This is a genomic window from Arsenicicoccus dermatophilus (assembly GCF_022568795.1).
In the GTDB taxonomy this organism is placed as follows: domain Bacteria; phylum Actinomycetota; class Actinomycetes; order Actinomycetales; family Dermatophilaceae; genus Arsenicicoccus; species Arsenicicoccus dermatophilus.
Genome location: NZ_JAKZHU010000001.1, coordinates 1053259 through 1079159 on the forward strand (window position 1 = coordinate 1053259; position 25901 = coordinate 1079159).

At 73.0% G+C, this 25901-nt stretch carries 27 protein-coding genes; 23 read left to right on the plus strand and 4 right to left on the minus strand.

The features are described 5' to 3' along the window. The first annotated feature begins 122 nt into the window (after positions 1-122). From MM438_RS04940 to MM438_RS05005, 14 genes are all read left to right on the plus strand, one after another. A complete protein-coding gene (locus MM438_RS04940; protein ID WP_241451411.1) occupies positions 123-908 on the plus strand; it encodes an electron transfer flavoprotein subunit beta/FixA family protein in 786 nt (261 codons plus the stop codon). A gap of 31 nt (positions 909-939) precedes the next feature. Continuing rightward, the gene (locus MM438_RS04945) at positions 940-1890 is read left to right on the plus strand and encodes an electron transfer flavoprotein subunit alpha/FixB family protein (RefSeq protein ID WP_241451412.1); all 951 of its coding nucleotides are present in this window, start codon (positions 940-942) and stop codon (positions 1888-1890) included. A 168-nt stretch (positions 1891-2058) separates the two neighbouring features. Next, on the plus strand, positions 2059-2319 hold the full coding sequence (locus tag MM438_RS04950) for a hypothetical protein (RefSeq protein ID WP_241451413.1): 261 nt from the start codon (positions 2059-2061) through the stop codon (positions 2317-2319). 85 nt (positions 2320-2404) lie between these two features. Beyond that, a complete protein-coding gene (locus tag MM438_RS04955) occupies positions 2405-2815 on the plus strand; it encodes a hypothetical protein (protein ID WP_241451414.1) in 411 nt (136 codons plus the stop codon). Beyond that, positions 2815-4038 (plus strand): glutathionylspermidine synthase family protein, encoded by a 1224-nt coding sequence (locus MM438_RS04960; RefSeq protein WP_241451415.1) that lies wholly within the window; start codon positions 2815-2817, stop codon positions 4036-4038. Before MM438_RS04955 ends, MM438_RS04960 begins: the two co-directional genes overlap by 1 nt. Further along, complete coding sequence (locus tag MM438_RS04965; protein ID WP_241451416.1) at positions 4035-4451, plus strand: DUF350 domain-containing protein; 417 nt, start codon at positions 4035-4037, stop codon at positions 4449-4451. Before MM438_RS04960 ends, MM438_RS04965 begins: the two co-directional genes overlap by 4 nt. Before the next feature lie 82 nt (positions 4452-4533). Continuing rightward, positions 4534-6441 carry a M13-type metalloendopeptidase gene (locus tag MM438_RS04970; protein WP_241451417.1) on the plus strand — a complete coding sequence of 636 codons (1908 nt, stop codon included), beginning with the start codon at positions 4534-4536 and terminating at the stop codon, positions 6439-6441. Positions 6442-6557: 116 nt separating this feature from the next. Next, positions 6558-7814 (plus strand): cysteine desulfurase family protein, encoded by a 1257-nt coding sequence (locus MM438_RS04975; protein WP_241451418.1) that lies wholly within the window; start codon positions 6558-6560, stop codon positions 7812-7814. Continuing rightward, positions 7814-8905, plus strand: a complete 1092-nt coding sequence (mnmA, locus tag MM438_RS04980; protein ID WP_241451419.1) for a tRNA 2-thiouridine(34) synthase MnmA — start codon at positions 7814-7816, stop codon at positions 8903-8905. The genes MM438_RS04975 and mnmA overlap by 1 nt, the downstream gene beginning before the upstream one ends. Positions 8906-9221: 316 nt before the next feature. Continuing rightward, positions 9222-9539 carry a hypothetical protein gene (locus MM438_RS04985; RefSeq protein WP_241451420.1) on the plus strand — a complete coding sequence of 106 codons (318 nt, stop codon included), beginning with the start codon at positions 9222-9224 and terminating at the stop codon, positions 9537-9539. Positions 9540-9663: 124 nt separating this feature from the next. Beyond that, positions 9664-10944: an IS256 family transposase gene (locus tag MM438_RS04990; protein ID WP_241449384.1), complete on the plus strand. Its 1281-nt coding sequence runs from the start codon at positions 9664-9666 to the stop codon at positions 10942-10944. After that, a complete protein-coding gene (locus tag MM438_RS04995; RefSeq protein WP_241451421.1) occupies positions 10866-12335 on the plus strand; it encodes a cbb3-type cytochrome c oxidase subunit I in 1470 nt (489 codons plus the stop codon). Before MM438_RS04990 ends, MM438_RS04995 begins: the two co-directional genes overlap by 79 nt. A gap of 309 nt (positions 12336-12644) precedes the next feature. Continuing rightward, positions 12645-13376 carry a tRNA-dependent cyclodipeptide synthase gene (locus MM438_RS05000; protein ID WP_241451422.1) on the plus strand — a complete coding sequence of 244 codons (732 nt, stop codon included), beginning with the start codon at positions 12645-12647 and terminating at the stop codon, positions 13374-13376. A 10-nt stretch (positions 13377-13386) separates the two neighbouring features. Next, a complete protein-coding gene (locus tag MM438_RS05005; protein ID WP_241451423.1) occupies positions 13387-14394 on the plus strand; it encodes an aldo/keto reductase family protein in 1008 nt (335 codons plus the stop codon). A 100-nt stretch (positions 14395-14494) separates the two neighbouring features. Here the strand turns inward: MM438_RS05005 and MM438_RS05010 are convergent, their stop codons facing one another. Both MM438_RS05010 and MM438_RS05015 read right to left on the minus strand, forming a co-directional pair. Beyond that, the gene (locus tag MM438_RS05010; protein WP_241451424.1) at positions 14495-15946 is read right to left on the minus strand and encodes an amino acid permease; all 1452 of its coding nucleotides are present in this window, start codon (positions 15944-15946) and stop codon (positions 14495-14497) included. A 182-nt stretch (positions 15947-16128) separates the two neighbouring features. Beyond that, positions 16129-16458 carry a hypothetical protein gene (locus tag MM438_RS05015; protein WP_241451425.1) on the minus strand — a complete coding sequence of 110 codons (330 nt, stop codon included), beginning with the start codon at positions 16456-16458 and terminating at the stop codon, positions 16129-16131. Positions 16459-16551: 93 nt separating this feature from the next. Here MM438_RS05015 and MM438_RS05020 point away from each other — a divergent pair, with 93 nt between their 5' ends. From MM438_RS05020 to MM438_RS05035, 4 genes are all read left to right on the plus strand, one after another. Further along, on the plus strand, positions 16552-17223 hold the full coding sequence (locus MM438_RS05020; RefSeq protein WP_241451426.1) for a DUF3800 domain-containing protein: 672 nt from the start codon (positions 16552-16554) through the stop codon (positions 17221-17223). Positions 17224-17350: 127 nt separating this feature from the next. Further along, positions 17351-17872, plus strand: coding sequence for a DoxX family protein (locus MM438_RS05025; RefSeq protein ID WP_241451427.1), 522 nt, complete (start codon positions 17351-17353; stop codon positions 17870-17872). 103 nt (positions 17873-17975) lie between these two features. Further along, positions 17976-18188 carry a histidine phosphatase family protein gene (locus tag MM438_RS05030; RefSeq protein ID WP_241451428.1) on the plus strand — a complete coding sequence of 71 codons (213 nt, stop codon included), beginning with the start codon at positions 17976-17978 and terminating at the stop codon, positions 18186-18188. Positions 18189-18673: 485 nt separating this feature from the next. Continuing rightward, positions 18674-19981, plus strand: coding sequence for a threonine/serine exporter family protein (locus MM438_RS05035; protein WP_241451429.1), 1308 nt, complete (start codon positions 18674-18676; stop codon positions 19979-19981). Positions 19982-19987: 6 nt separating this feature from the next. Here MM438_RS05035 and MM438_RS05040 read toward each other — a convergent pair whose 3' ends face one another. Together MM438_RS05040 and MM438_RS05045 are read right to left on the minus strand one after the other, a co-directional pair. Then, positions 19988-20662 carry a M23 family metallopeptidase gene (locus MM438_RS05040; RefSeq protein ID WP_241451430.1) on the minus strand — a complete coding sequence of 225 codons (675 nt, stop codon included), beginning with the start codon at positions 20660-20662 and terminating at the stop codon, positions 19988-19990. Further along, positions 20662-21375, minus strand: coding sequence for a PP2C family protein-serine/threonine phosphatase (locus MM438_RS05045; RefSeq protein WP_241451431.1), 714 nt, complete (start codon positions 21373-21375; stop codon positions 20662-20664). Before MM438_RS05045 ends, MM438_RS05040 begins: the two co-directional genes overlap by 1 nt. A 121-nt stretch (positions 21376-21496) precedes the next feature. Between MM438_RS05045 and MM438_RS05050 the strand changes: the two genes are divergently transcribed. The 5 genes from MM438_RS05050 to gcvH all read left to right on the plus strand — a co-directional run bounded on the left by MM438_RS05050 (position 21497) and on the right by gcvH (position 25899). Beyond that, positions 21497-22114 (plus strand): CDP-alcohol phosphatidyltransferase family protein, encoded by a 618-nt coding sequence (locus MM438_RS05050; RefSeq protein WP_338155502.1) that lies wholly within the window; start codon positions 21497-21499, stop codon positions 22112-22114. A 1-nt stretch (position 22115) separates the two neighbouring features. Next, a complete protein-coding gene (locus MM438_RS05055; protein WP_241451432.1) occupies positions 22116-23060 on the plus strand; it encodes a DUF881 domain-containing protein in 945 nt (314 codons plus the stop codon). Then, the gene (locus MM438_RS05060; RefSeq protein WP_241451433.1) at positions 23057-23389 is read left to right on the plus strand and encodes a small basic family protein; all 333 of its coding nucleotides are present in this window, start codon (positions 23057-23059) and stop codon (positions 23387-23389) included. The genes MM438_RS05055 and MM438_RS05060 overlap by 4 nt, the downstream gene beginning before the upstream one ends. A gap of 1367 nt (positions 23390-24756) precedes the next feature. Further along, the gene (locus MM438_RS05065) at positions 24757-25464 is read left to right on the plus strand and encodes a DUF881 domain-containing protein (RefSeq protein ID WP_241451434.1); all 708 of its coding nucleotides are present in this window, start codon (positions 24757-24759) and stop codon (positions 25462-25464) included. Between the two features lie 48 nt (positions 25465-25512). Beyond that, a complete protein-coding gene (gcvH, locus tag MM438_RS05070) occupies positions 25513-25899 on the plus strand; it encodes a glycine cleavage system protein GcvH (RefSeq protein ID WP_241451435.1) in 387 nt (128 codons plus the stop codon). Positions 25900-25901: the final 2 nt, after the last annotated feature.

Genomic DNA, 25901 nt, shown 5'->3' on the forward strand with positions numbered 1-25901 from the left:
CGCGTTGCATCGGGGTGTCGATCGTCTCGCACGGCAAGTTACCTGCCGGTAATGTAGTTGAGTAGCACAAGCACGGGTCTCGACCGAGGCCACCGTGGACGATAGAGAAGAGGACCCGCACGATGGACATCGTTGTCTGCGTCAAGCACGTGCCGGACGCCCAGGGCGACCGCGGCTTCGACGAGTCCGACTGGACGACCGACCGCCAGGCCGTCGACGGCCTGATGTCCGAGCTGGACGAGTACCCCATGGAGGAGGCCCTGCGCCTCGTGGAGGCCGGCGAGGGCACCATCACCGTCCTCACGATGGGTCCTGACGTGGCGGCCGACGCCATCAAGAAGGCCCTGCAGATGGGCGCCGACAAGGGCATCCACGTCAACGACGAGGCGCTGCACGGCTCGGACGCCGTCGCCACGTCGCTGGTGCTCGCGGAGGCGATCAAGAAGGCAGGTCAGCCGGACCTGGTGATGTTCGGCATGGCCTCGACCGACGGCGCCATGAGCGTGGTCCCCGCGATGGTGGCCGAGCGCCTGGGCCTGCCGCAGGTCACCCTGGCCTCCGAGCTCGGCGTCGAGGGCGGTACCGTGAGCATCCGCCGCGACGGCGACACGGCCACCCAGCGCCTCCAGGCCGCCCTGCCCGCCGTCGTCTCGGTCACCGACCAGACCGGCAACGAGCCGCGCTACCCCTCCTTCAAGGGGATCATGGCCGCCAAGAAGAAGCCCGTGGAGACCTGGTCGCTCGCCGACCTCGGCCTCGACGCCGACCAGGTGGGCCTGGGTGCCGCCCGCACCAAGGTCGAGCAGGCCACCCCTCGCCCGCCGCGCGAGCAGGGCACCATCGTCAAGGACGAGGGGGACGGCGGCGCCAAGCTCGCCGAGTTCCTCGTCGCCAAGAAGTTCGTCTGAGCCGGCCACCGCGACAAAGGAGTTCACTGACATGGCTGAAGTTCTCGTTCTGGTCGACCACACCGACGGCAAGCTCAAGAAGACCTCCGCCGAGCTGCTGACGCTGGCGCGCCGCGTCGGCGAGCCCAGCGCCGTCTTCCTCGGCAAGGGCGTCGAGACCGCCCTCCCGGTCCTCGCCAAGTACGGCGCCGAGAAGGTCTACGTCGTCGACGACGACTCCTTCGGGCAGTTCCTCGTCGGCCCGGCCGTCGACGCCCTGGCCGCCGTGGTGCAGCAGACCTCGCCCGCCGCGGTCCTGATGACCACCGGCACCGACGCCAAGGAGATCGCGGCCCGCCTGGCCGTCCGCTGCGACGGTGGCCTGATCACCGATGCCGTCGACGTGCAGGGCGGCGGCAACGGCGTCCTCGCCACCCAGTCGGTCTTCGCCGGGAACTGGACCGTGCAGTCCACGGGCACCCGGGGCACGACCTTCGTGACCGTCAAGCCCGCCTCCGTGGCTCCCGAGGCCGCCCAGGGTGCCGGCGCCCTGCAGCCCGTGGAGGTGCAGATCTCCGACGCCGCCAAGGCCGTGCAGATCACCGACGCCCAGCCCAAGCAGTCCACGGGCCGTCCGGACCTGGCCACCGCCCAGGTCGTCGTCTCCGGCGGTCGCGGCACCGGCGGTGACTTCTCCACGGTCGAGGCCTTCGCCGACTCGATGAAGGCCGCCGTCGGCGCCTCCCGGGCCGCCGTCGACGCCGGGTGGTACCCGCACTCCTCGCAGGTCGGCCAGACCGGCAAGCAGGTGTCGCCGCAGCTGTACGTCGCGTGCGGGATCTCCGGTGCGATCCAGCACCGCGCCGGCATGCAGACGTCCAAGACGATCGTGGCGATCAACAAGGACGAGGAGGCCCCGATCTTCGAGCTCGTCGACTTCGGCGTGGTGGGCGACCTCTTCTCCGTGCTTCCGCAGGCCACCGAGGCCGTCCAGAAGCGCTGAGCCCCAGGCGCTCTCGCGGCGGGCCGCCCTCCCCGACGGGGAGGGCGGCCCGCCGCCGTCATCCGGTTGCCGGCGCCCCGCCGGGGTGGAGGCAGGCCTCCTCGGGGGCCGCAGGCTGAGCCTGCGCCCGAGGCATCCCGGCCCCGGGGCCCGATCCCGAGGAGTGCCATGCCCAGCTCCACCCTGGTGACCCAGGAGCGTTGGGCCCGAGCCACTTTCGCGCTCGGGATCTTGTGCGTGCTCGCCCTCGCGGCCCCGCTCGCCCACGTCGTGCTCGTCGTCGCCACCCTGACCTGCGCCTGGACGTGGCGGCGGGCGGGCGGCACCCGCACGGGCCGGGTGTGGGCGCTCGTCGGGCTGGGCCTGTGCCTGCTGCCGGTGCTGATCGTGACCGTGACGAGCCTGGCCACCGCGGGCGCCTCGAGCTGAGCCGCGCGCCGTGGGGAACCGCGCGGTGCCAGGGTGCGTCCAGGAAGGAGTGCGGCGCCCGCCGCACACGATGGGGGAGGCACAGATGACCGCACGACGGTCCCAGGTCGTGGCCCTCGGGATCACGGCCGTCCTGGCCGGCACGCTGACCGGCTGCGCGCAGGAGACCCGCCGGACGTCCGCGGGGGTGTGCGTGGACGCGCAGACCAACGAGCGACTGCCCGACTCCGAGTGCGACGACCGGCGCCGCGGCGCCCACGGCGTGGTCGGACGCTGGGCCCGGTGGTACTACTACAGCGACGGCGCGCGGGTGCCCCGGGTGGGCGGCAAGGTCAGCGGCGGGTCGTTCAGCGCACCGAGCGACCACAGCTATGTCACCGGGGGCGTCGACCCCCGGGGCACCACGAGCCTGAAGTCCTCGACGGTCTCCGGCGGGAAGGGCACGACGATCTCGCGGGGCGGCTTCGGCGGCTCCGGCGGCAAGGGGAGCAGCTGATGCGCCGGATGACGTCGACGCCCCGCGCGGGCTGGCGGGAGACCGTCGAGTCCCAGGGGCTGGTCTATCCCACGACCGTGGGCCCGGACGGCGCCGAGCGGCCCTACTGGTGGGAGAGCGCGTACTACGAGCTGACCTCCGCGGAGGTGGACGAGCTGGAGGCCGCCACCGAGCAGCTGCACCGGATGTGCCTGGAGGCGGCGCGGTTCCTGGTCACCGGCGCGATGGGGCCGATCGGCCTCCCCGAGGGGGCGCTGCGGCTGGCCGCCGCGAGCCTGGAGGCCGGCACGCCCAGCCTCTACGGCCGGTTCGACCTGCGGTACGACGGCGACGGCCCGCCCAAGCTGCTGGAGTACAACGCGGACACCCCCACCGGGCTGCTCGAGTCCAGCGTGGTGCAGTGGTACTGGCTGGAGGACCTGCACCCCGACCGGGACCAGTGGAACTCCGTGCACGAGCGGCTGGTCGCCGCGTGGCAGGCCATGGCGCCGCGCATCACCCAGCCGGTGTGGTTCGCCCACCACGAGGACGAGGTCACCGGCGAGGAGTGGATGACCACGACCTACCTGCGCGACACCGCCGAGCAGGCCGGGCTGCAGACCCGCTCGATCACCATGGGGCAGATCGGCTACAACGAGGCGGCGGAGTACTTCGTGGGTCACGGCGGCGAGATGCTGCGGACCTGCTTCAAGCTCTATCCCTGGGAGGACATGCTCCGCGAGCCCTTCGGCCGCTGGGTGGAGCCGCGACCCAACCCGATGTACGGCACCACCTGGCTGGAGCCCCCGTGGAAGGTCGTGCTGTCCGACAAGGCCCTCCTCGCCGCGCTGTGGCACCTCTACCCGGACCACGAGCTGCTGCTCCCGGCCTACCTCGACTCCCCGCAGGGGCTCACCGAGTGGGTCGCCAAGCCGATCTTCGGCCGCGAGGGCGCGGGGATCCGCATCCACGCCGACGGCGTCGAGCAGACCCCGACCGGGTCCGACGGCGGCACGAGCTGCGTCTACCAGCAGTGGTGCCCGCTCCCGGAGCTCGACGGCCACAAGGTCGTCATCGGCTCCTGGGTGGTCGACGGCCACGCCGCCGGCGCCGGGATCCGCGAGAGCGACGGCTGGGTCACCGACGTCGGCGCCCGCTTCGTCCCCCACCTGATCGACACCGCCCCGCCGTCCGCCGCGCAGCGCGCGCAGTGGGTGGCCGAGGACCAGGGAGGTCCCCGATGATCGCTGCTCTGCTGTATGCCGCTGCCTACTGCCTGGCCGGGATCGCCCTGCTGGCCGCCGGTTTCGTGGTACTCGACCTGCTGACGCCAGGTCGCCTGGGCGCCCGGATCTACACCGAGCGGTCGGTCAACGCCGCCGTGGTCGTCGCGGCGGAGTTCCTCGGGCTCGGCGCGATCACCTTCACGACGATCTGGACCAACGGCGACGCCGGCGTGGGCCACGCCCTGCTGTGGACCGTGGGCTTCGGGCTGCTCGGGATCGTGCTGCAGGCCGTGAGCTTCCTGCTGCTCGACGCGATCACGCCCGGGTCGCTGCGCGCCCTCGTGGTCGAGAAGGACTGGCACCCGGGCGCTTTCGTCGCCGCCGCTGCCATGCTGGCGGTCAGCGCCATCGTCTGCGCCGCCATCGCCTGAGCCCCAGGGTCCAGGCACGAGCACCTCCTCGACCGCTGGTGCGGCCGACGCCGGTCCGGACCCGCTGTCCGGGGCGCTGCCCGTGGCCGAGCTGGACCCGGCCGTGCGCCCGCAGGACGACCTGTGGGGTCACGTCAACGCCCGCTGGCTGGCGACGGACCCGATCCCGGCCGACCGCGGTCGGTGGGGGCTGTCCGACCTCACGCGGGCCCGGGTGTCCGAGCAGCTGCATGAGGTCGTCGAGTCCGCCTGCGCCACGGGCGATCTCGCCGAGGAGCGGCTGGTCGCCCGGGTCCGCGACCTGCTGGTGGACGAGGCCGGACGCGCGGCCGCCGGGCTGGACCCGGTGCGCGACGAGCTGCGTGCCGTCGACGCGATCGGTGACCTGCCCGACCTGCTGCGGGTGCTGGGGGAGCGGCAGCGCGAGGGGATGACCGGCGTGCTGGAGGCCCATCTCCTGCCGGACGCCGACGACCCGACCCGCTGGGCGGTGCACCTCTTCCAGGCCGGACTCACCCTGCCCGTCGCCCCGCTCTACGCCCGGCTCGGGGACGCGCTCGACGAGCACGCCCGATCCCTGTGCACCGCAGCAGGTCTCCGGCCCGGGGTGGCAGCCTCGGCGCCGGACCTGGAGCGCGCGCTGGCCGAGGTCAGCTGGGATGCCCCCGACGGCGAGGACGACCGGGCGCTCACCCACCCGATGACCTTCGTCGAGCTGGGCGACCTGGCCGGGATCGACCTCGTTCCCTGGCTCGACGCGCTGGGTCTGCGTCCGGATCGGCTGGGGCTCAACGTCTGTCAGCCGTCCTACGTCGCCGGGCTCGGTCGGCTGCTGCGCGAGCGACCCCTGGCGCAGTGGCAGGACTACCTGCGCTGGCGGCTCGTCGCGGCACGCGCGGCATACCTCGGTCCGGACCTGGGTCCGGACCTGGCGCAGGCGCACGCCCGCTTCCACGAGCAGGTGCTCGGCGGCCAGCCACGGCCGACGCCGGACTGGCGTCGCCGGGTGCAGACCGTGCAGGACGTCCTGCCCCTGGCCCTCGGACGGCTGTGGGTCGAGCGGTATGCCGACGAGCGGTGCCGGGAGCGCACCCGCGAGCTCGCCGAGGCGCTGCGGGACGGGATGCGGACCACGCTGCGCGACTGTCCGTGGCTGGGGGAGGAGGCCACGACCGCCGCGCTCACCAAGCTCGACGCCGTGGTCATGCTCGTCGGGTGGCCGGACGAGTGGCCCGACATGACCGGCCTGGAGCTGGGGGAGACCGCGGCCGGCGCCGTGCGCGCGGCGCGGGCGGCGGCGCACGACCGGGAGGTGGCGGCCACGGAGACCGCCGTCGACCGGGCGACCTGGGGACCGCCGCCCTATGTCGTCAACACCTTCTACCACCCCTTCCACAACCAGGTGACTGTCGAGGGCGCGAGCCTGCCGCCGGCCGCGGTGCTCGACGACCCGGCCGTGCTCTTCGGTCAGTACGCGAGCGTCCTCGGGCACGAGCTGGGACATGCCTTCGACTCGCGCGGCTCGCAGCGGGACCACCTCGGCCGGGTGCGGCAGTGGTGGGGCGCAGCCGAGGAGGCGGCCTTCCGCGAGCGGGCGGCCGCCGTCGAGGCCCAGGTCGACGGGTGGCGCCCGCGCGGGGTCGACGACGAGAGCGTCGACGGGACGAGGGTCGGCTTCGAGTGCGTGGCGGAGCTGATCGGGCTCCAGCTGGCGTGGGACGCCTGGTGCGACAACGTCTCCGGTGACGAGCGGACGCGGCGCGTGGACGGGCTGACGGGGGACGAGCGCTTCTTCGTGGCCAAGGCCTACGGACGGCGCGCGGCCGACCGGCCCGCTGTCGCCCGCGCGCGGCTGCGCAGCGACGTGCACCCGCCCTTCGAGGTCTTCGCCGGGCTCGTCCGCAACCTCGACGGCTTCCACGAGACCTTCGCCACCGCGCCGGGTGACCGGGCCTGGCTGGCGCCCGAGGAGCGGGTGCGCATCTTCTGACGCTGCCCGCTGCCCGCCGCCCCAGGGTCGTGTGCGCCTACCGCCGGAATCCGGCGCCCGCCGCCCGCGATCCTGGGGGCCCGGGGGCGAGGTGTGACCGGACGTAGACTCCGGGTGTGCAGCCGGACTACGCCTATCTCGATCACGCCGCCACGACGCCCGTCTTTGCCGAGGTCGTCGAGGCGGTGGCCCGCCAGCGCGCCGTCGTCGGCAACCCGTCCAGCCTGCACACCGCCGGCCGCGCCGCCCGCCGCGTCGTCGAGGAGAGCCGTGAGCAGATCGCCGAGCTCGTCGGCGCCCGCCCGTCCGAGGTGATCTTCACCGGCGGCGGCACCGAGGCCGACAACCTCGCCGTCCTCGGCACCGCCCGCGCCCGCGTGGCCGCCGACCCGCAGCGCCGCCGGATCCTCGCCTCCACCGTCGAGCACCACGCCGTCCTCGACGCGGTCGAGCACCTGGTGCGCCGCGAGGGCGCGGAGGTCACCTGGCTCGAGGTCGACGCCGCCGGGCGGGTGGACCTCGAGGCGGCCCGCGCGGCCCTCGACGAGCACGCCGACTCCCTCTCCCTGGCCACGGTCATGTGGGCCAACAACGAGGTCGGCACAATCCAGCCGATCGCCGAGATCGCTGCAGCCGCAGCGGCATACGACGTCCCGGTGCACTCCGACGCGGTGCAGGCGGTCGGGCACGTGCCGGTGGACTTCGCGGCGAGCGGGCTCGCGCTGATGGCGGTCACCGCGCACAAGTTCGGCGGTCCCGTGGGCGTGGGCGCCCTGCTCGCCCGCCGCGACGCCGTCGTCGACCCGCTCACCCACGGCGGTGGTCAGGAGCGACACATCCGCTCCGGCACCCTCGACGTGGCGGGCATCGTGGGCATGACGACGGCCCTGCGGATCGCCTGCGAACAGCGTGAGGCCGAGACGGCCCGCCTGGTGGCGCTGCGCGACCGGCTGCTGCAGGGAGCGCTCGACCTGGACCTCGGCATCCGCGTGGGCGGCGACTGGGAGCCCGGCGACGCCACCCGGCGCCTGCCCGGCAACGCCCACCTCGTCGTCGACGGCTGCGAGGGCGACTCGCTGCTCTACCTTCTCGACGCCGCCGGTGTCCAGTGCTCCACCGGGTCCGCCTGCCACGCGGGCGTCCCGCAGCCCTCCCACGTGCTGATCGGCATAGGCCTGTCCGAGGCCGAGGCGCGCGGGGCCCTGCGCCTGACCCTCGGGCACAGCTCCACCGACGAGGACGTCGAGCGAGCCCTCGCGGCGCTGCCGGGAGCGGTCGACCGGGCCCGGCGCGCGGGCTCGCTGAGCGGGGGCCCGGTCGCGGCTGCCGCCGCCCGGGGCCTGGGCGCCGACGCGGTGGAGGCGGCGAGCTGATGCGGGTCGTCGCCGCCATGAGCGGCGGGGTCGACTCGGCCGTGGCCGCCGCCAGGATGCTCGACGCCGGCCACGAGGTCGTCGGCGTGCACCTGGCCCTGTCCCGCTCCGCCGCCACCCTGCGCGAGTCCGCCCGGGGCTGCTGCACGCTCGAGGACGCGGGCGACGCCCGCCGGGTCGCCGACCGCCTCGGGATCCCGTTCTACGTCTGGGACCTCGCCGACCGCTTCCAGGCCGAGGTGATCGACGACTTCGTCGCGGAGTATGCCGCCGGCCGCACCCCCAACCCCTGCCTGCGCTGCAACGAGCGGATCAAGTTCGCCGCGTTGCTGGACAAGGCGCTCGCGCTGGGCTTCGACGCGGTCGCCACCGGCCACTACGCCCAGGTCGTCGAGCGTCGCTCGCCGGACGGCGCCGTCGCGCGCGAGCTGCACCGCGCCGTCGACCCGGCCAAGGACCAGTCCTATGTCCTGGGCGTCCTGGACGCCGACCAGCTGGCCCGGTCCTTCTTCCCGCTCGGGGACGCCACCAAGACCCAGGTGCGCGCGGAGGCGGCCGAGCGCGGGTTCGCCGTCGCCCGCAAGCCCGACTCCCACGACATCTGCTTCGTCGCCGACGGGGACACCCGCGGGTGGCTCGGGGCGCGGCTGGGGGAGCGGCCCGGGGAGATCGTGGACGAGACCGGTGCGGTGGTGGGCGCGCACGAGGGTGCGTATGCGTACACCGTCGGCCAGCGACGCGGGCTGCGGCTCGGGCGCCCGGCGCAGGACGGCCGGCCGCGCTACGTCACGTCCGTCGACGTCCCGCGCAACCGCGTCGTCGTGGGGCCCGGCGAGCTGCTCGGCATCGACCGGATCCGCGGCGAGCACGTCCGCTGGTGCGGTCCGGCGCCGGACGGGACGGTCGAGGTCGGCGCCCAGCTGCGCGCGCACGGGGCCGAGATCCCCGCGCGGGCCTGGGTGGAGGGCGCCTCGCTGCACGTGTCCCTGGCCGAGCGCACCCGGGGCGTCGCGCCGGGCCAGTCGGTGGTGCTGTATGCCGGGACGCGGGTGGTCGGGTCCGCCACGATCGCCGAGACCGGCCGGGCCTGACCCGCTCTCGACCCGGCCGCGTCTGTCGCAGCGAGACCGAAGACCTGCGGGCCCACGGCCCGAGGGTGCTACTTGCGGATGTCGTCAGGCATGCCTACCAGGCACGGACGTCATGCCGCTCCGGGAGGTGGGTAGCTACCGGCTCGATCCAGTCTTCATCCGCAGTTCACCGAAATCCCCTGAGTGGCAACGCGTTCCACCTGCAGTATGAGAGCGCATGAGGGAGGACCCCTCCATGCGCCAGGTCGGAGCGATCCTCCGCCCTGGTTGGAGCAGTGGGCACGGCCCACTGCTCCAACCGAGAGAAGGGCTCGACATGTCCACCAAGAAGCTCCCGATCGTCGTCGCCATGGCGGCCGCGGCCCTCACGCTGGCCCCGTCTGCGGTGCCTGCTGTCGCCAGCTCCGCAACTCCTTCCCTGGCCCGCGTGGACTGCAAGACCTGGGCGGGTGGCACCGACCAGAACCACGTCGTCATCTCCTGCACCAAGTACAGCAACACGTCGGCCCGCGGCATCGGGGACTGCAACCTGTGGCAGCCTGACATCGCTACGGCCTGGATCACGGGCGCCAACCGCTCGACCTCGAGCTCGCACTGCATCAACGGGATCAAAAGCACGCACGTCGAGTCCTGATCCTCGATCCCCGGTGGTCGATGCCCTTGGTGAAGGGTGTCGACCACCGGGGGAGTGTCAGAACAACGGTGGGTGGGGGTTCGGCCTGACGCGCTGAGCGGTGCTCGGCGGGAGAGCAGGCAGCATGACGAACACGATTGGGGTCGTGGACCTCAACGATGACGACAAGCAGGCGCTGGCGCAGCGTCTGGTGGACCAGGCCCGCGCTGAAGGAGTCGACCTGGTCGGCCCCGACGGTGTGCTGACGGGCCTGACCAAGCAGGTGCTGGAGACCGCTCTGGAGGAAGAGCTGACCGAGCACCTCGGCTACGAGCACTCGGATCGGCACGCGAAGCCGGCGCCGGTCGACGGGGGCGGGAACGAGCGGAACGGCACCCGATCCAAGACGGTGCTCACGCAGATCGGGCCGGTCACGATCGACGTTCCGCGGGACCGGGACGGCACATTCGACCCGAAGATCGTCCGGAAGCGGCAACGCCGTCTGGACGGCGTCGACCAGCTCGTCCTGTCCTTGTCGGCGCGCGGGTTGACCACCGGTGAGATCGCGGCGCACTTCGCCGAGGTGTATGGCGCGTCGGTGTCCAAGGACACGATCAGTCGGATCACCGAGAAGGTCGCCGCGGAGATGTCTGAGTGGCAGCACCGGCCCCTGGACCGCGTGTACCCGGTGATCTTCATCGACGCGCTCGTGGTGAAGGTCCGTGACGGGCAGGTCACCAACAAGCCCTTCTACATCGTCATCGGCGTGACGACCGCCGGGGAACGCGACATCCTCGGGATCTGGGCCGGCGACGGTGGGGAGGGCGCAAAGTTCTGGCTGGGCGTGCTCACCGAGATCAAGAACCGCGGTGTCGAGGACGTGTGCATCGCCGTGTGCGACGGGCTGAAAGGACTGCCCGAGGCGATCACCACGACATGGGAGCTCGCCGCCGTACAGACGTGCGTCGTGCACTTGATCCGGAACACGTTCCGGTACGCGGCCCGCCAGCACTGGGACGCGATGGCCAAGGACCTGCGGCCCGTGTACACGGCCGTCAACGCCGAGCAGGCCGCCGCACGGTTCGAGGACTTCGCCGCCACGTGGGAGCCCGTCTGTCCCGCCGCGATCCGCATGTGGCGAGGCGCGTGGAACGAGTTCGTGCCCTTCCTCGACTACGACGTCGAGATCCGCAAGGTCATCTGCACGACCAACGCGATCGAGTCGTTGAACGCCCGCTACCGGCGCGCCGTCCGTGCGCGAGGGCACTTCCCGAACGACGCCGCCGCGTTGAAGTGTCTCTACCTGGTGACCCGTTCCCTGGACCCCACCGGGAGAGGCAGGGCACGATGGGTCATCCGGTGGAAGGCACCCCTGAACGCCTTCGCCATCACCTTCGAGGGACGCATCACCCCCTCGACCACCTAAGAACGCTGGGCACCCCGCCCACCGATAATCCGACAGTCCCGATCGCCACCGCCTGGCTGGCGACCGGTCTGTACGTCGCACCGGCCGTGGGCGGACGCGAGCCCGCCGGCCAGCGCCTCGGCGTGAACGTCCTCTTCGGCGCGCTGCTCGTCGTGGTCCTCGGCTCGATGGCGGGGGAGTGGCTGTCGATCATGGGCAGGATGGGTCACGGCACCCCGTTGTCCTTCTGGCTCGGCACCCAGGGCTACGAGTACGTCGACCTGGGGCGGGCCTTCCAGATCGGGCTGTTCGTCGGCCTCTTCCTGTGGTTCGCCCTGATGTGGCGGGGTATGGCGCCGGCCCTGCGCCGCGCCCGCGACGAAGGACACCTGGCCGCCACGCCCGAGGCTCCGCTCGCCTCGGGCAGCCAGCGCTCGCTCACCCTCATGCTCCTCATGAGCTGTCTGGCCATCGCCGGGTTCTACGGCGCGGCCTTCGGGATCGGGCACAGCACGCACCTGTCCATCGCGGAGTACTGGCGCTGGTGGGTGGTGCACCTGTGGGTCGAGGGCTTCTTCGAGGTCTTCGCCACGACCGTCATCGCGTTCCTGTTCTCCCGGCTCGGGCTGATCCGTTCGTCGTCCGCCACCACCTCGGTGATCTCGTCGACGACGATCTTCCTGGCGGGCGGGATCATCGGCACCGCGCACCACCTGTACTTCACCGGTTCCCCGTCGCCGGTGCTCGCCCTCGGCGCGGCGTTCAGCGCCCTGGAGGTGGTGCCGCTGGCGCTCATGGGCTTCGAGGCCTTCCGCAACCTGCGGCTGCTGAAGGTCCGCGAGTGGGTCGCCGGCTATCGCTGGGCGATCTACTTCTTCGTGTCGGTCTCGTTCTGGAACATGCTCGGCGCCGGGGTCTTCGGCTTCCTCATCAACCCGCCGATCTCGCTGTTCTACGTGCAGGGCCTCAACCTCACCCCGCTGCACGGGCACACCGCGCTGTTCGGCGTCTACGGCATGCTGGGGATCGGGCTGATGCTCTTCTGCATCCGCTCCCTGATGCCCGGCCGCGAGTGGGACGACCGGCCGCTGCGGTGGGGCTTCTGGCTGCTCAACGGCGGGCTGCTCGCCATGGCCCTGGTCTCTCTGCTCCCGCTCGGCCTCGCCCAGGCCTGGGCGTCGATGGACCGCGGCCTGTGGTGGGCCCGCTCCGACGAGTTCCTCTACGGTCCCGTCCTGACCGTCGTCCGCTGGCTGCGGATCCCCGGCGACGTGGTCTTCGGCCTCGGCGCCCTGTCGATCGGGGTCTTCATGGTGGGCCTGCTCACCGGCGCCTCGTTGAAGGGCCGGCCGCAGCAGGTCGAGCCCGGCCAGGTCCGGCCCGCCGCCGAGGAACCGTCGGCGCGCTCCTGACCGTCGGCCACCGGACACCGAGGACCGCGCCCCGTCCTGCGGGGGTGCGGCCCTCGGCGGGTCGGGAGGGCAGGCAGCCGTCTGCCGGCGCCGTCGCAGGTGGGCCCGTCGCCGACCGGGTCGATCCCGGCCGTGCTCGACCCGGGCCCGCCCCAGGTGACCGCAGTTGTCCGGAATGGCGGACCTAACCCTGACCTGGCAGCGCTCTCAGTCATATCTTGTCCCCTTTTAGGGTCAATGTGTTGAGTCTGTCGTGACCGCTCCGTGACGATCACACCGTCCCGCGCCCCCACCCCCGAGGAGCGAGCCATGACCCCCGTGGCCACCCCCACCCCTTCCGCCGCGACGCTCGACGGCTTCGTCGCGACCCCGCTCACCCCGCGCTGCGCCCAGGTGGCCGACCGGGCCCGACACGTCTGTCTCGGCATCAGCCCCTTCAACGGCTACTACACCCAGCCGCGCATCGACCTGCTCGTGCGCTGGGGGCTCGAGGCCTATCCGTCGGTCAGCTTCTACGTCCCCGACCTGTCTCCCCAGCACACCTTCCGCGCGCTCGGGTATGCCGAGGGCAAGGCGCGCACCAAGGCCCGCCGCCAGGGTGCCTACGTGCTCAACAAGATCCGCACGGCCCTCGGCAAGGCGGGCGTCGCGGACCCGGAGCCCTACCTGCAGTGGAGCGAGCCGCTGGACGCCAACGAGCAGTACCAGCGCCTCGCTCGCGAGGGGCGCGAGCGCTTCGCCGACGACGCGGCCTTCCGGGCCGCGACGCTGGAGACCTCCCGCTGGGTGCTCGCCGGCAAGATCCCGGACGGCGGAGAGCCGACCGCCGAGCAGGCCGAGCTGGCGGTGGAGTACTTCCTGGACGAGCTGCCGTTCTTCGTCGACACCCCGGCGATCGTGGGGGAGGGGCCCTCGGTGTTCGTCTACCACCAGCCGGTGGACTACCTCGCACGGCTCTACCGCCACGAGCTGAGCCTGCTCCCCTCCGAGGACCAGGGATTCCTCGTGCTCAGCACCCCGGAGCCGCAGCCCGAGGACTAAGGTCGCGGACATGGAGTTTCGATACCTCGGCAACAGCGGACTGAAGATCTCCGAGATCACCTACGGCAACTGGCTGACCCACGGGTCGCAGGTGGAGAACGAGACGGCCAAGGCCTGCGTGCGCGCTGCGCTCGACGAGGGGATCACCACCTTCGACACCGCAGACGTCTACGCCAACACCAAGGCAGAGACGGTCCTCGGCGAGGCCCTCAAGGGCGAGCGCCGCGAGTCCCTGGAGATCTTCACCAAGGTCTACTGGCCCACCGGCCCCGGCGGGCACAACGACTGCGGACTGTCCCGCAAGCACGTCATGGAGTCGATCGACGGCTCGCTGCGGCGCCTGCAGACCGACTACGTCGACCTCTACCAGGCGCACCGGTTCGACACCGAGACGCCGCTGGAGGAGACGATGCAGGCCTTCGCCGACGTCGTCCGCCAGGGCAAGGCGCTCTACATCGGCGTCAGCGAGTGGACTGCCGAGCAGATCCGCGAGGGCCACGCGTTCGCGAAGCAGCTGGGCGTGCAGCTCGTCTCGAGCCAGCCGCAGTACTCCATGCTGTGGCGAGTCATCGAGGGCGAGGTCGTCCCGGCCTGCGAGGAGCTCGGTATCTCCCAGATCGTGTGGAGCCCGATGGCCCAGGGCGTCCTGTCCGGCAAGTACCTCCCCGGTCAGCAGCCGCCCGAGGACACCCGCGCCGGCCACGCGCAGGCGGGCCAGTCCATGAAGGACCTGATGCGCGACGAGGTGCTCACCGCCGTGCAGGGTCTCAAGCCGATCGCCGAGCAGGCGGGCCTGACCATGCCCCAGCTCGCCGTCGCCTGGGTCCTGCAGAACCCCAACGTCGCCGCCGCCCTGGTCGGCGCCTCGCGCCCCGAGCAGATCAAGGACAACGTCAAGGCCGCAGGCGTGCGGCTGGACGACGAGGTCATGAAGGCCGTCGACGAGGCTCTCGGCTCGGTCGTCGAGCGCGACCCGGCCCAGACCGCGGCGCGCGCCCCGCAGGGACGGCCCTGCTGAGCGCCGGCTGATCCGGTCGTCCTGGCCGTACGCCGCCGCCCCCGGCCACCTCTCGCAGGTGACCGGGGGCGGCGTCATACCACCCGCTGTCGGTGGCGGGTCAGGTGCGCTCGCGGGCGGGCGCGACGATCGACGCCGGGTCCGGTCCGCGCCGCACCCGCAGCTCGTAGAGGCCCAGCACCACCGCGAGCGTCAGCAGCGAGACGAGCAGCTGGGGGCGCGTCTGTGGCAGCAGACCCATCGCCACGACCACCAGCACGAGCAGCGCGAGCGTGACGGAGGACAGCCACGGGAAGCCCCACATCGGCACCGCCGGTCGCGGCTCCCCGGCCGCCTGCCCGCGGCGCCGCAGCACGATCTGGGAGGCGGCGATGGCGATGTAGACGAACAGGATCACGGCGCCGTAGGAGTTGATCAGGAAGGCGAAGACCACGTCGGGGGAGACGACGGCCGCCACGAGGGAGATCCAGCCGACGAGAGTGCCGGCGACGATCGCGCGCCGGGGCACGCCGCTGCGCGACACCTGCGCGAACCACGGCGGCGCGTCGCCGAAACCGGTGAGGGCGAAGAGCATCCGCGACGCGGTGAACAGCGCGGAGTTCAGGCAGGAGAGCACGGCCGTGAGGATGAGCAGGTTCATCAGGGTCGACACACCGGGTATGCCGAGGGTCCGCAGCGCGGCGGCATACGGGGAGATGGCGATCTCGGGGTCGTTCCAGGCCCGCACGGCCACGACGACGAAGACCGACCCGACGTAGAACGTGACGACCCGCAGCACGATGGTGCGCATGGCCTTCTCGACGGCGCCGCGCGGGTCCCGCGACTCGGCGGCGGCGATGGTGACGATCTCGGCGCCGGTGTAGAAGGCGACGCAGGGCACCACCGCGGTGACCACGGCGACCCACCCGTGCGGCGCGAAGCCGCCGTGGGACCACAGTCCCGACAGCCCCGGCGTGGACCGCGGCCACAGCCCCGTGATCCACAGCAGACCGGCGGCCAGGAAGAGCACGATCGCGACGACCTTGATCGAGCTGAACCAGTACTCGAACTCGCCGTAGCTGCGCGCCGAGACGAGGTTGGTGGCGGTGAGGGTGACGAGCAGCCCCAGCCCGAAGGCCCAGACCGGCACCTGCGGCCACCAGCCGGCGAGGATCCGCGCTCCGGCCACGGCCTCGACCGCGACCACGATGACGAAGAAGTACCAGTAGAGCCACCCGACGACGAATCCGCCTCGGGCACCGAGGGCTTCGCGGGCGTACACGTAGAAGGACCCCACCACGGGGCGGCTCACGGCCATCTCGGCGAGCATCCGCATCATCAGGACGGTGATCACGCCCGCGACGAGGAAGGACACGATCGCGGCCGGCCCGGCGTGCTGGACGACGACCCCGCTGCCCACGAAGAGCCCGGCGCCGATGACCCCGCCCAGCGCGATCAGGTCCAGGTGGCGGCGCTCCAGCCCCTGGCCGAGCCCGGGTCCGGCTGCTCCTTGCCCGGGCGGCGTGGACGAGGGCCGGGTCCAGCGGGTAGCGCCACTCGTGACCTGAGCCATGAGGCCTCCTCGGTGCGGGGCTCTTCGGTGGTCCCGCCGTGGTCTGTCCTTCCTACCTCGTCACCGTGGGTGATGGGGGATTGACACGGCGGGTGCTGTCAGGGCGTATGCCGAACGGCCCGGTCGCCCGGCACGACGAGACGCCCCCGTCACGAGGACCGGGGCGTCTCGTCATCCCGCGATCAGGACCGCGAGCGCCGGCCTGGGTGCTCGGGGCCCTCGTCGCCGTGGACCGCCTCGGCGGCGTCCTCCTCGCTGATGAGCACGCCCGCGAGGGGGCTGCCGCCACCGGTGCCGGCGGCGGTGATGCCGTCCTCGGCGTCCTTCTTGGCCGGGGTCTGGCCGGCCGCGGGGGCGTCCGCGGGGATCGGTCCCCCCTTGCTGGCGCCCTGGCGGGTCTGGCTGGCCTCGCCCTCCGCGACGCGGGACTCGGCGTTGTCCCGCTCGTCGATGGTCTGGTCCTGGTCGCTGATGGCTGCTCCTCGAGGTCGGGTCCGGTGGTGCCGGCCCACCCTCTCACGGGGTCACCGGGTCGCGGCCGATCGCCGGTGCGCCGCCTGTCGGTGGCGCCTGCTTGGATGGAGGCCCATCGAAGGGAGCGGGGCATGCGCCTGGTCTACGTCGACGACTCGGGGGCCGAGATCTCCGGGATCGTGGCCTACAGCTGGGTCGAGCTGGTCGACGGCGACTGGTCGACCGCCCTCGGCCGATGGCTGGACTGGCGGGACCTGCTGTGGGAGCGGCACCAGATCGGCAAGGCCGTGGAGATCCACTCGACGAGCTTCGTCAACGGCCGCGGACGCCCGAGCCTGAACGACCGGTGGAACGCCTCCAAGGCCCGCCGGCGCGCGGTCTTCGTGCAGGGTCTGGAGGCGATCGCGAGCACCGGTTGCCTGCGCGTCGGGACCGTCTACGCCCGCACCACCGGCCGCCGGGGTGCCTACCGCGCGGAGCGGCTGCGGGTCTACGGCGAGCTGGTGGGTGTCCTGGACGGACACCTGGCCGGCGCCGGGGAGCTGGGGATCGTGGTGATGGACGGCGACGGCACCGACACCGGCTACCTGGCGGCGCACCGGGCGCTGCGGCTGCGGACCCGGCGGATCGTGGAGGACCCGATGTTCCAGCACAGCTCGCGCAGCCAGTGGCTGCAGATGGCCGACATGGTCGCCTACTCGGCCTACCAGGAGATCCTGCAGGAGCCGGCCAAGGCCTTCGCGCACGGGTGGTATCCCCGGCTGCGGGAGATCGACGTGCTCGGTGGGCCTCTGGCCGTATGACGAGCGCGGCCGGCCGGTGGGCGTGGGGGAGGGGCCGGCACCGATGTGTGGCTTAGGGTGACCTCATCAGCACGCCGGGTCCTCCATGGAGTCCGACCAGGCACCACCCGCAGCTGCAAGGAGCCTCATGTCCATCGTCCGTCGTCTCGCCCGCCCCATGCTCGCCGCGATCTACGTCACCGGGGGCATCGGCCACTTCAAGGGTCTGGAGCACCATGTCCAGCTCGGCCAGCCGGTCCTCGAGCCGGTGCGCACCACGGTCAAGGACCTGACCGGCGTCGAGCTGTCCGACGAGCTGCTCGTCAAGGCCAGCGGCGCCGCGATGGTGGGCGCCGGCACGATGTTCGCCCTCGGTCGCCTCCCGCGCCTGTCCAGCGCCGTGCTCGCTGCCACCATGGTGCCAACCACCCTCGCGGGGCACGCGTTCTGGAAGGAGACCGACCCGCAGGCCCGCCAGATGCAGCAGATCCAGTTCTACAAGAACCTCGGTCTGGCCGGCGGCGCGCTGCTCGGCATGGTCGACACCGAGGGCAAGCCCGGTCTGAAGCACCGCGCCCGCGCCCAGGCCACCCTGACCCGCCGCGAGCTCAAGGCCCTGGCCACCCAGGCTGCGCTCGAGGCCCGGCTCGCGGCCGCCAAGGCCCGCTGACCCCTGCCGGACGCGGGGTGGCCTCGCGCGGGGCCGCTGGTTCGACTCGTCGTCGACGGCGCGCGGCAGCCGGGACGCGCAGGCGCTCGCCCGGCACCTGGCCGTGCGCGTGCGCGGGGAGCGCCAGATCGTCGTCACCCACGAGCGCACGGTGACCTTCGTGATCGCCGCCTGGATCGGGGTCCCGCTCGGGTACGCCGGCCGCGCCGACTTCCCCGTCCGTCCCGGCAGCATCACCCGGCTGCGCAAGGATCCGCACAGCCACAGCCGCCAGCCCTGCCGGCTGGACGACACCGTCCACCTCGACCCGGTCTGACCCTGCACGTCCCCCGCCAGGTGCGGTCGGTCGCGGGTCGGGCAGGCCCCGGACGCCCGCGTGGTCCTCATCACCAGGATCCTCTCCGTGACTCGCCGACACGTCACGGTGATGGGTGCGGTGCTGTGCCTGTCCGCGGCCCTGACCGGAGCGCCGCCGCTCGTCCACGACGCACGTCAGGACGTCGTCACCTCGCGAGGATCGGCCGAGGACGTCGTGATCGCGGTCGTCAGGGGGCTCGTCGTCGAGCTGGCTGCGGTGGCTGTCCTGATCTGGATCGGGCTCCGGGGGTGGCGTCCCAGGCGGACGTCCCGGCCGGGGGCGGCAACCCGGCCTGCCCGCACCAAAGAAGCTGGACCCGTTTCCCTGCGTGCGCAGGACGGGTCCGCGCCTCCAAGATAGTCCCCCTCCTGACCCCTCGGCAACCTTCTGGCCAGGCACCTGGTGGACCCACTGCGCAATCACGCACGGTAGCCTGGCGACTCGTGCAGACCCACGCCGCCGCCCCCGCCCCGGATGAGCGCCAGACCCGACGCCTGCTCGTCTATCTCGCCGTTGCCCTGATCGCCGGCGGCATGCCCGTCCACGAGGTCGAGGCCGACGTCCGGCGTGCCGCCCGCCGCCTCGGGCACGCCGGCTGCCAGGTGCAGGCGCTGCCCACGGGGGTGGTCCTCTCGCTGGGCTACGGCTCGCCCGCGACCTTCGAGTCCGTGGAGGGGCCCCTGCGCCTGGACCAGAGCGCCGAGGTCAACGCCATCCAGCGCGGGGTCGAGGACGGGGACCTGGACGCGACCCAGGCGCTGGAGCAGCTGGTGGCGATGCGCGCCCGGCCGCACCGCTACGACGTCCAGGGGATGTATGTCGGAGGGGCGCTCGTCGCCGGCGGCATCGCGATGATCCTGCAGCCCTCCCTGCGCAGCGTGGTGTTCGCCGTGCTGTGCAGCCCGCTCGTGGTGCTGCTCATGCGCTTCAGCGCGCGGCACCGGCTCGCGTCGATGATCTTCCCCTGCGCGGCGGCCTTCTGCGTGAGCCTGGGGGCCTTCTGGGCCGCCCAGCACGGGCTGCTGACCGGCCCGCTGCGCAGCCTGCTGCCACCGCTCGCGGTCCTGCTGCCGGGCGGGCTGCTCGTGACCGGCCTGTCCGAGCTCGCGGCGGGGGAGATGGTGGCGGGGACCTCGCGGCTGGTCTTCGGGGCGACGCAGGTGCTGCTGTTCTCCCTCGGCGTCGGGGCCGCCGCGGTGCTGCTGTCGGCCGACAGCACGATGCTGCTCAACGTGCGCGCCGACGACCTGGGGTGGTGGGCGGCGATCGTCGGCCTGCTGCTGCTGACCAGCGGGATGAGCCTGATGGAGTCGATCCCGCCGCACCTGGTCCCGTGGGTCCTCGCGATCCTGTCCATCACCTTCGGCGGGCAGGTGCTGGGCCAGACCCTCGTGCCCAGCCCGTGGTTCGGCGCGCTGCTCGGCGCGATCGCGGCGAGCTTCGGCGCGCAGACGGTGGAAGCCCTGCGGCCCGCGCTGCCGCGGCTCGTGGTCTTCCTGCCCAGCTTCTGGCTGCTCGTGCCCGGCTCCCTCGGGGTGATGTCCGTGACCCAGCTCGGCCTGGAGCCGGACCTCGCCGGGCCGACCCTGGGCCTGTCGGTCAGCGTCCTGTGCGCCATCGCCATCGGGCTGGTCCTGGGGTCGAGCGCGGCGGCGGTGCTGATGCGCGTGGGTCAGGCCTCGCGCCGGGGCCTGCGTACCACGAGCGAGCTGCGGGAGCGCCTGACCCGGTGGCCGATGGCCGGGCGCTGAGCCTGCTCAGTCGGCCGTCAGGTTGAGGACCCGGGCCGGGTCCTGCGCGGTGGTCACGTCGCCGCCGACGGCGCGCACCTCCAGCGACAGCCGGCAGCCGCCCTCCGAGGCCAGGTCGCCCGCCTCGAGCAGAGGAGTGCCGACGACGACGCGTTGACCCGGGCGCACGAGCAGCCGGCGCGCGTGCCCCAGGACCACGTCCTTCGCCGGGGTGCTGGTCCGCACCCGCAGGGCGTTCGGGCCGTATGCCGGGCCCGGGGTCGTCGGCGTCGCGGGGTCCAGCACGACGCCCTCGACGCCGGACGTCACGACCGTGCCGCACGCCATGGCGATCTCCGTGCCGTGCCGGAAGCCCTGGGTGCCCGGGCACCGCGGGTCGTGCGGGCGGGTGCCGACGTCGGTGCAGCCGTACCGCGCCGCCACCGGCCACTCGTCGCGCCACCACGCCGAGCGCCACCGGGGCAGACCCGCCCGCCCGATCGTGGAGCTCGCCACGCCGGCCCCCGTGGGTGCGGGAGGGACGTCGGGTTGGTGCACCTGCGGCAGCTGGTCGTCGCGGGCCGACGGCGGGACGTCACCGGGGAGGGTCACCTGCAGCGTGGACGGCTGGACGTCCGGCTGGGTCGGGCCGCACCCGCCGAGCACGACGGCGAGCGCCACGAGCGGGGTGACCCTGCGCATCACAGATCCACGACCACGACGGTGATGTTGTCCCTGCCCCCCGCGTCGAGGGCGGCATGCACGAGGGCACGGGCGGCGGTCTCGGGATCGGCCTCGCCGAGCAGCCGGCCGATGGTGTCCGAGGAGAGCTCGCCGTTGAGCCCGTCCGAGCAGAGCAGCAGCCGGCCACGGGCCGGGACGGTGAGCGCGTCCGGCGTGGCGTCGATGTCGCTGTCCCCGGAGAGGGCCCGCGTCAGGCGGTACTGCCCGGGGTGGGTGCGCGCCTGCTCGGCGTCGATCATCCCCAGCGCGAGCATCTCCTCGGCCACGTTGTGGTCGTTGGTCAGCGACCGCAGCTGGTCGCCCTCCAGCAGGTAGGCGCGGCTGTCGCCCACCCAGGCCACCGCGAGCTCGTCGCCCCGGCGGGCGGCGGTCACCAGCGTCGTCCCCATGCCCGCGTCCTGCGGCGTGGCGCGCACGTGGTCCAGGAGCGCCCCCCGGGCGCCCGCGACCGCGTCGCGCAGCTGGTCGGCGAGGGCCTGGCCCGGCGCCATCGCGCCCAGGGACCGGACCACCGAGTCCACCGCGACCCGGCTGGCGACCTCGCCGCTGGCGTGACCACCCATCCCGTCGGCCACGATCCAGAGGTCGTCGTGGGTGGCGTAGCAGTCCTCGTTGTGGTCGCTGACCCGACCCCGGTCGGACAGCGCAGCAAGGCGGGCGGACGTCGTCATACGCCGCATCCTGCCACGAGCACCCGCCGCAGGCCCGGACCTGCGGACCTCCAGGACCCCATGAGCCGTCCGCCCCGCGGGCCGCCCCGCGCCAGGGCATGTCGCCCCCTAGCCTGGTCCCGTGGTGGACCGGAGCGACGACGAGCAGGCCGACGAGCGGGCCACCATGCCCGACGACCGGGTCCTGACGGTGCCCAACCTGCTGAGCGGCCTGCGCATCCTGATGGTGCCGGTCTTCCTGTGGTTGCTCCTGGTCCGGCGGGCCGACACGGCGGCGTTCTGGGTCCTCGTCGGCTCCGGCCTGACGGACTGGCTGGACGGCGTGGTCGCACGTCGCTACGGTCAGGTATCGCGGCTGGGGCTCGTCCTCGACCCGATCGCCGACCGCCTCTTCGTGGTCTCGACACTCCTCGGGCTGCTTCTCCGTGACCTCGTGCCCTCGTGGCTCGTCGTTGCGCTCGTGGCGCGAGACCTGTGGGGTGTCGCGGAGATGGTCCGGCTGCGACGTCACGGTCTGAGCTCGCTGCCGGTGACCTTCCTGGGCAAGGCAGCGACCTTCGCGTTGCTGGTGGCCTTCCCGTTGCTCCTGCTCGGCGCGGGGGAGGGACTGCCGCAGCGGGGCGCTCTCGTGATGGGATGGGCCTTCGCATGGTGGGGCCTGGGGCTGTACTGGCTCTCCGCAATCATGTATTACATCCAGGCGCAGCAGGTGGTGCGCAGACTCGGGGAGGAGCGCTGACATGCCGGCCACGTCGCAGCGTCCGCGTCGCCCCGACGCGTCCATGACGCTCCTCACCGAGATGATGAAGCGGCCTCTGGACCCTTCGTACGCCGCCGAGGCCGACCGGCGCGAGGCCGCAGGCCTGTCCCGCACGCCCCACGGGGTGACGGCCCGGGTGACGGTCGTGATGTTCCTCATCGGTCTGCTCATGGCCGGGGCGGCCACCGCCCTGCGGCAGCCCAAGGCCACCGTCGTCCAGCAGCGCTCGGCCCTCATCGGGCAGATCGAGCGTCGTCAGCGCGACGGCGACGCCTTGGAGGCGCAGATCGCGGCCTGGGAGACCGAGATCGCCGCCGCCCAGCGTCGCGCCCTCGACGCGGGGACGCAGCGGGACCTGTCCGGCCGCCTCGGCGAGGCCGAGATGGCTGCCGCGGCGGCCGCCGTCTCCGGTCCCGGCATCACCGTGACCGTCGACGACTCCCGGGACGCCGGGGCCACGCAGCCGGACACCGACGAGCCGGACCAGGGGCGGGTGCAGTCCGGCGACCTGCAGGCCGTCGTCAACGGCTTGTGGCAGGCCGGCGCCGAAGCCATCGACATCAACGGGAACCGCCTCACGTCCACCTCGGCGGTCCGGTTCGCCGGAGAGGCGATCCTCGTCGACTACCGACCCCTCACCCGGCCCTACCTCATCCATGCCATCGGGGAAGCCGACTCGTTGCGCAGCCGCTTCCCCCAGACGGAGGGTGGCCGCCTCCTCCAGCAGCTCAACGACGACGTCGGCATCCAGCACTCGGTCGCCGAGGAGCGCTCGCTGACGATGCGCGGTGCCTCGTCCATCACCTTGCGCTACGCCCGGCCCGTCCAACCGCTGGCACGGCCGACGAGCACATCCGCCCCTGGCAGGGCGCCCCGCACGGGGACGCCGGCCGCCACCACCCGCACCACGGAGGTCCACCCGTGATCCCTGCCCTCGGTCTCCTGATCGGCATCGCGGTCGGGGTCTTCCTCGATCCGGCCGTCCCCCCGTGGCTCCAGCCCTATCTCCCGATCGCGGTGATCGCCGCCCTGGACGCGGTGTTCGGCGGGGTGCGCGCCGTGCTCGACGGGATCTTCAACGACCGGGTCTTCGTGATCTCGTTCCTGTCCAACGTGGTCGTGGCCGCCCTCATCGTGTTCCTCGGCGACCAGCTCGGGGTCGGGGCGCAGCTGTCCACCGGCGTCGTGGTGGTGCTCGGCGTCCGCATCTTCTCCAACGTCGCATCCATCCGCCGACACCTCTTCCACGCATGAGCAACCGCAAGGACCCCGCACCGCACCGCACCGGCCCGGGGGAGGAGGCTCAGGACCGGCCCGGTATGACGGAGCCGGGCCGTGCCGCGCCGCCCGCTGCCCGCGAGCAGGAGAGCCAGCCGATCCCGCCGACGTCCGCCCCGACGGAGCCCCTGCCGGTGCAGCCGGCCACTGCGGAGCAGGCCGCTCCGCAGGTCAGGAGCGCCGGGGGCTCCGACGGCCCCGAGCAACCTCAACCGACGGAGCAACCTCAACAGACCAGGCAGGCCCGGCAGACCGAGCAGGACCAGCCGACGGGGCAGGCCCGGTCCGTCGGGCTCGCCGAGCGGGCCCGGCAGTCCGACGAGGCCGGCACCACCGTCCTGTCGCCCCGCGCGGGGCGACAGGACACGCCGGGGAAGACACGCCCGAGGGGGCTCGCCGCGGCGCTGCAGCAGGTGACCCGGCGGGTGCACCTGCCGACCTCCTCGGCGCCGGCGTCGTCGGGACCTTCTTCCGCCACGACGGAGGCCACGGCCCAGGGGCGGAGCGACGCGTCGCAGACGCAGGCGGCTCCACCGCGGGGCGACGCCCAGGCGGGCACGAGCGTGGCGGGCCCCTCCGCCGAGCCCCAGGCCACCCGGGCTCGATCGAGGGCCGAGGCCCGGGCCGAGGCCAGAGCCGACAGCCAGCTCGCCAAGGTCGGGCAGGCCATCAGGGCCGCCCAGCCGAGGGCCAGGGCGGTCGCCTCGGAGGGCGCCCGACGAGGCGGCGAGACGACGCAGGACGGCGCGCCCACCCGGCCCACGTCGCCCGCTGCCCCGGCGGAGAAGGCTGCGCCTGGGAGCCAGGCGGCCGGGCCGCCGGGCGCCCGCCCTGCCGCGGCAGCGACGGGCGCCGAGGCAGGCGCGGCTGGGGGCGCCTCCTCGGCGCGACCGAGTCCTGCGGCGGGTCAGCAGGCGACGGACGGCTCGGCAAGGGCTCGACCTGCTGCGGGCGGCTCCTCCGAGCGCGGGTCCGCGTCATCCAGGCCCGCAGGGCCCGACTCGACCGAGGCCGGGCCGACGACGCCGCCGGCTGCACCGGCACGTCCCGAGCCGGGCGCAGCGCCGGGCAACCGTCCGGCTGCCCCCGCGGCAGGTCCCGCGGCCTCCGCACCGGGCGTCGCAGCCCCGGGCAACCGTGCGGCTGTCCCCGCCGCGTCGACGGCTGCGAGCCAGGCACCCCCCGCGCAGCCGCGAGCGACCCGGTCGCAGACGGCACCCGGCGGCCCCGCCGCGAGCACCGGGGATCCCACCGATACCAACGACCCTGTCGGCGCCGTTCCCGGGGCTCCTGCCGCGTCGGCCCTCCCCGGTCAGCGCGGCTCCTGGTCCCGCCTGGCCCGGATGGGGCGTCCCCGCCTCACCAAGGCCAACCTGGCGGCCACCGGCCTGGCTGTGCTCCTGGGCTTCGCGCTGGCGACCCAGGTGCAGTCCCAGAGCCGGCGCGGACTGGAGACCCTGCGCACCACCGACCTGGTGCGCATCCTGGACGACCAGAACTCCCGGGCCGACCGGCTGGACGCCGACGCCCGCAAGCTGCAGGCGTCCCGCGACGAGCTCGTCAACGGCTCCCAGCGGGACGAGGCCGCCGTCCAGGCGGCCAAGGAGCGACTGGACACGCTGTCCATGCTCGCGGGCACGGCTGCGGCGACCGGCCCCGGCGTCACCGTGACGGTGACCGATCCCAAGGGCAAGGTCGACGGCTCCCGGATCATGGACGCCGTCCAGGAGCTGCGGGACGCGGGCGCCGAGGCGATCCAGGTCGGCTCCACGCGCGTCGTCGCCAGCACCTGGTTCGGCGGCGCGGGAGGGGACGTCCAGGCCTCCGGGACCAAGCTCTCCTCGCCGTACGTCATCAAGGCGATCGGGGACCCGGCGACCATGGACGCGGCCATGCGGATCCCCGGCGGCGTCGTCGAGAGCATGAAGCAGCAGGGCGCGGTGGCGACGGTCGCGCGTGCCGCTACGATCACCGTGGACGCGTTGGCGACGCCGGCGCAGCCGCACCACGCAGAACCCGTGCCGGCCCCGACGACGGGGCGCGCTCCCTAGGGAGGACCCGTCGTCGCCGGACGCCATCCGACCCACACAAGGAGCGACATGTCGGAGCTGACCTACCCCGAGAACCTGCGCTACACCCCGGAGCACGAGTGGATCGCCATCGACGGCGACCAGGCCAAGGTGGGTGTGACGGCCTACGCGCAGGACGCGCTGGGTGACGTCGTCTACGTGAGCCTGCCCGCCGTGGGCGACACCGTCGCCGCCGGCGAGTCCTGCGGCGAGGTGGAGTCCACCAAGTCGGTCTCCGACCTGTACTCCCCGGTCTCCGGCGAGGTCGTCGCCGTCAACGAGGAGCTGGACAGCACCCCCGAGACCGTGAACTCCGACCCCTACGAGGCCGGTTGGATGTTCACCGTCAAGGTGTCCGACCCCGCCGAGCTCGACAAGCTGATGGACGTGGAGGCCTACAAGGCCCAGCTCGGCTGACC

Bases quoted from the DNA above. Each gene is read 5' to 3' on its own strand.
- MM438_RS04940 (WP_241451411.1), top strand. From the start codon at position 123: ATGGACATCGTTGTCTGCGTCAAGCACGTGCCGGACGCCCAGGGCGAC.
- MM438_RS04945 (WP_241451412.1), top strand. From the start codon at position 940: ATGGCTGAAGTTCTCGTTCTGGTCGACCACACCGACGGCAAGCTCAAG.
- MM438_RS04950 (WP_241451413.1), top strand. From the start codon at position 2,059: ATGCCCAGCTCCACCCTGGTGACCCAGGAGCGTTGGGCCCGAGCCACT.
- MM438_RS04955 (WP_241451414.1), top strand. From the start codon at position 2,405: ATGACCGCACGACGGTCCCAGGTCGTGGCCCTCGGGATCACGGCCGTC.
- MM438_RS04960 (WP_241451415.1), top strand. From the start codon at position 2,815: ATGCGCCGGATGACGTCGACGCCCCGCGCGGGCTGGCGGGAGACCGTC.
- MM438_RS04965 (WP_241451416.1), top strand. From the start codon at position 4,035: ATGATCGCTGCTCTGCTGTATGCCGCTGCCTACTGCCTGGCCGGGATC.
- mnmA (WP_241451419.1), top strand. From the start codon at position 7,814: ATGCGGGTCGTCGCCGCCATGAGCGGCGGGGTCGACTCGGCCGTGGCC.
- MM438_RS04985 (WP_241451420.1), top strand. From the start codon at position 9,222: ATGTCCACCAAGAAGCTCCCGATCGTCGTCGCCATGGCGGCCGCGGCC.
- MM438_RS04990 (WP_241449384.1), top strand. From the start codon at position 9,664: ATGACGAACACGATTGGGGTCGTGGACCTCAACGATGACGACAAGCAG.
- MM438_RS04995 (WP_241451421.1), top strand. From the start codon at position 10,866: ATGGGTCATCCGGTGGAAGGCACCCCTGAACGCCTTCGCCATCACCTT.
- MM438_RS05000 (WP_241451422.1), top strand. From the start codon at position 12,645: ATGACCCCCGTGGCCACCCCCACCCCTTCCGCCGCGACGCTCGACGGC.
- MM438_RS05005 (WP_241451423.1), top strand. From the start codon at position 13,387: ATGGAGTTTCGATACCTCGGCAACAGCGGACTGAAGATCTCCGAGATC.
- MM438_RS05010 (WP_241451424.1), bottom strand. From the start codon at position 15,946: ATGGCTCAGGTCACGAGTGGCGCTACCCGCTGGACCCGGCCCTCGTCC.
- MM438_RS05020 (WP_241451426.1), top strand. From the start codon at position 16,552: ATGCGCCTGGTCTACGTCGACGACTCGGGGGCCGAGATCTCCGGGATC.
- MM438_RS05025 (WP_241451427.1), top strand. From the start codon at position 17,351: ATGTCCATCGTCCGTCGTCTCGCCCGCCCCATGCTCGCCGCGATCTAC.
- MM438_RS05040 (WP_241451430.1), bottom strand. From the start codon at position 20,662: ATGCGCAGGGTCACCCCGCTCGTGGCGCTCGCCGTCGTGCTCGGCGGG.
- MM438_RS05045 (WP_241451431.1), bottom strand. From the start codon at position 21,375: ATGACGACGTCCGCCCGCCTTGCTGCGCTGTCCGACCGGGGTCGGGTC.
- MM438_RS05055 (WP_241451432.1), top strand. From the start codon at position 22,116: ATGCCGGCCACGTCGCAGCGTCCGCGTCGCCCCGACGCGTCCATGACG.
- MM438_RS05065 (WP_241451434.1), top strand. From the start codon at position 24,757: ATGGGGCGTCCCCGCCTCACCAAGGCCAACCTGGCGGCCACCGGCCTG.
- gcvH (WP_241451435.1), top strand. From the start codon at position 25,513: ATGTCGGAGCTGACCTACCCCGAGAACCTGCGCTACACCCCGGAGCAC.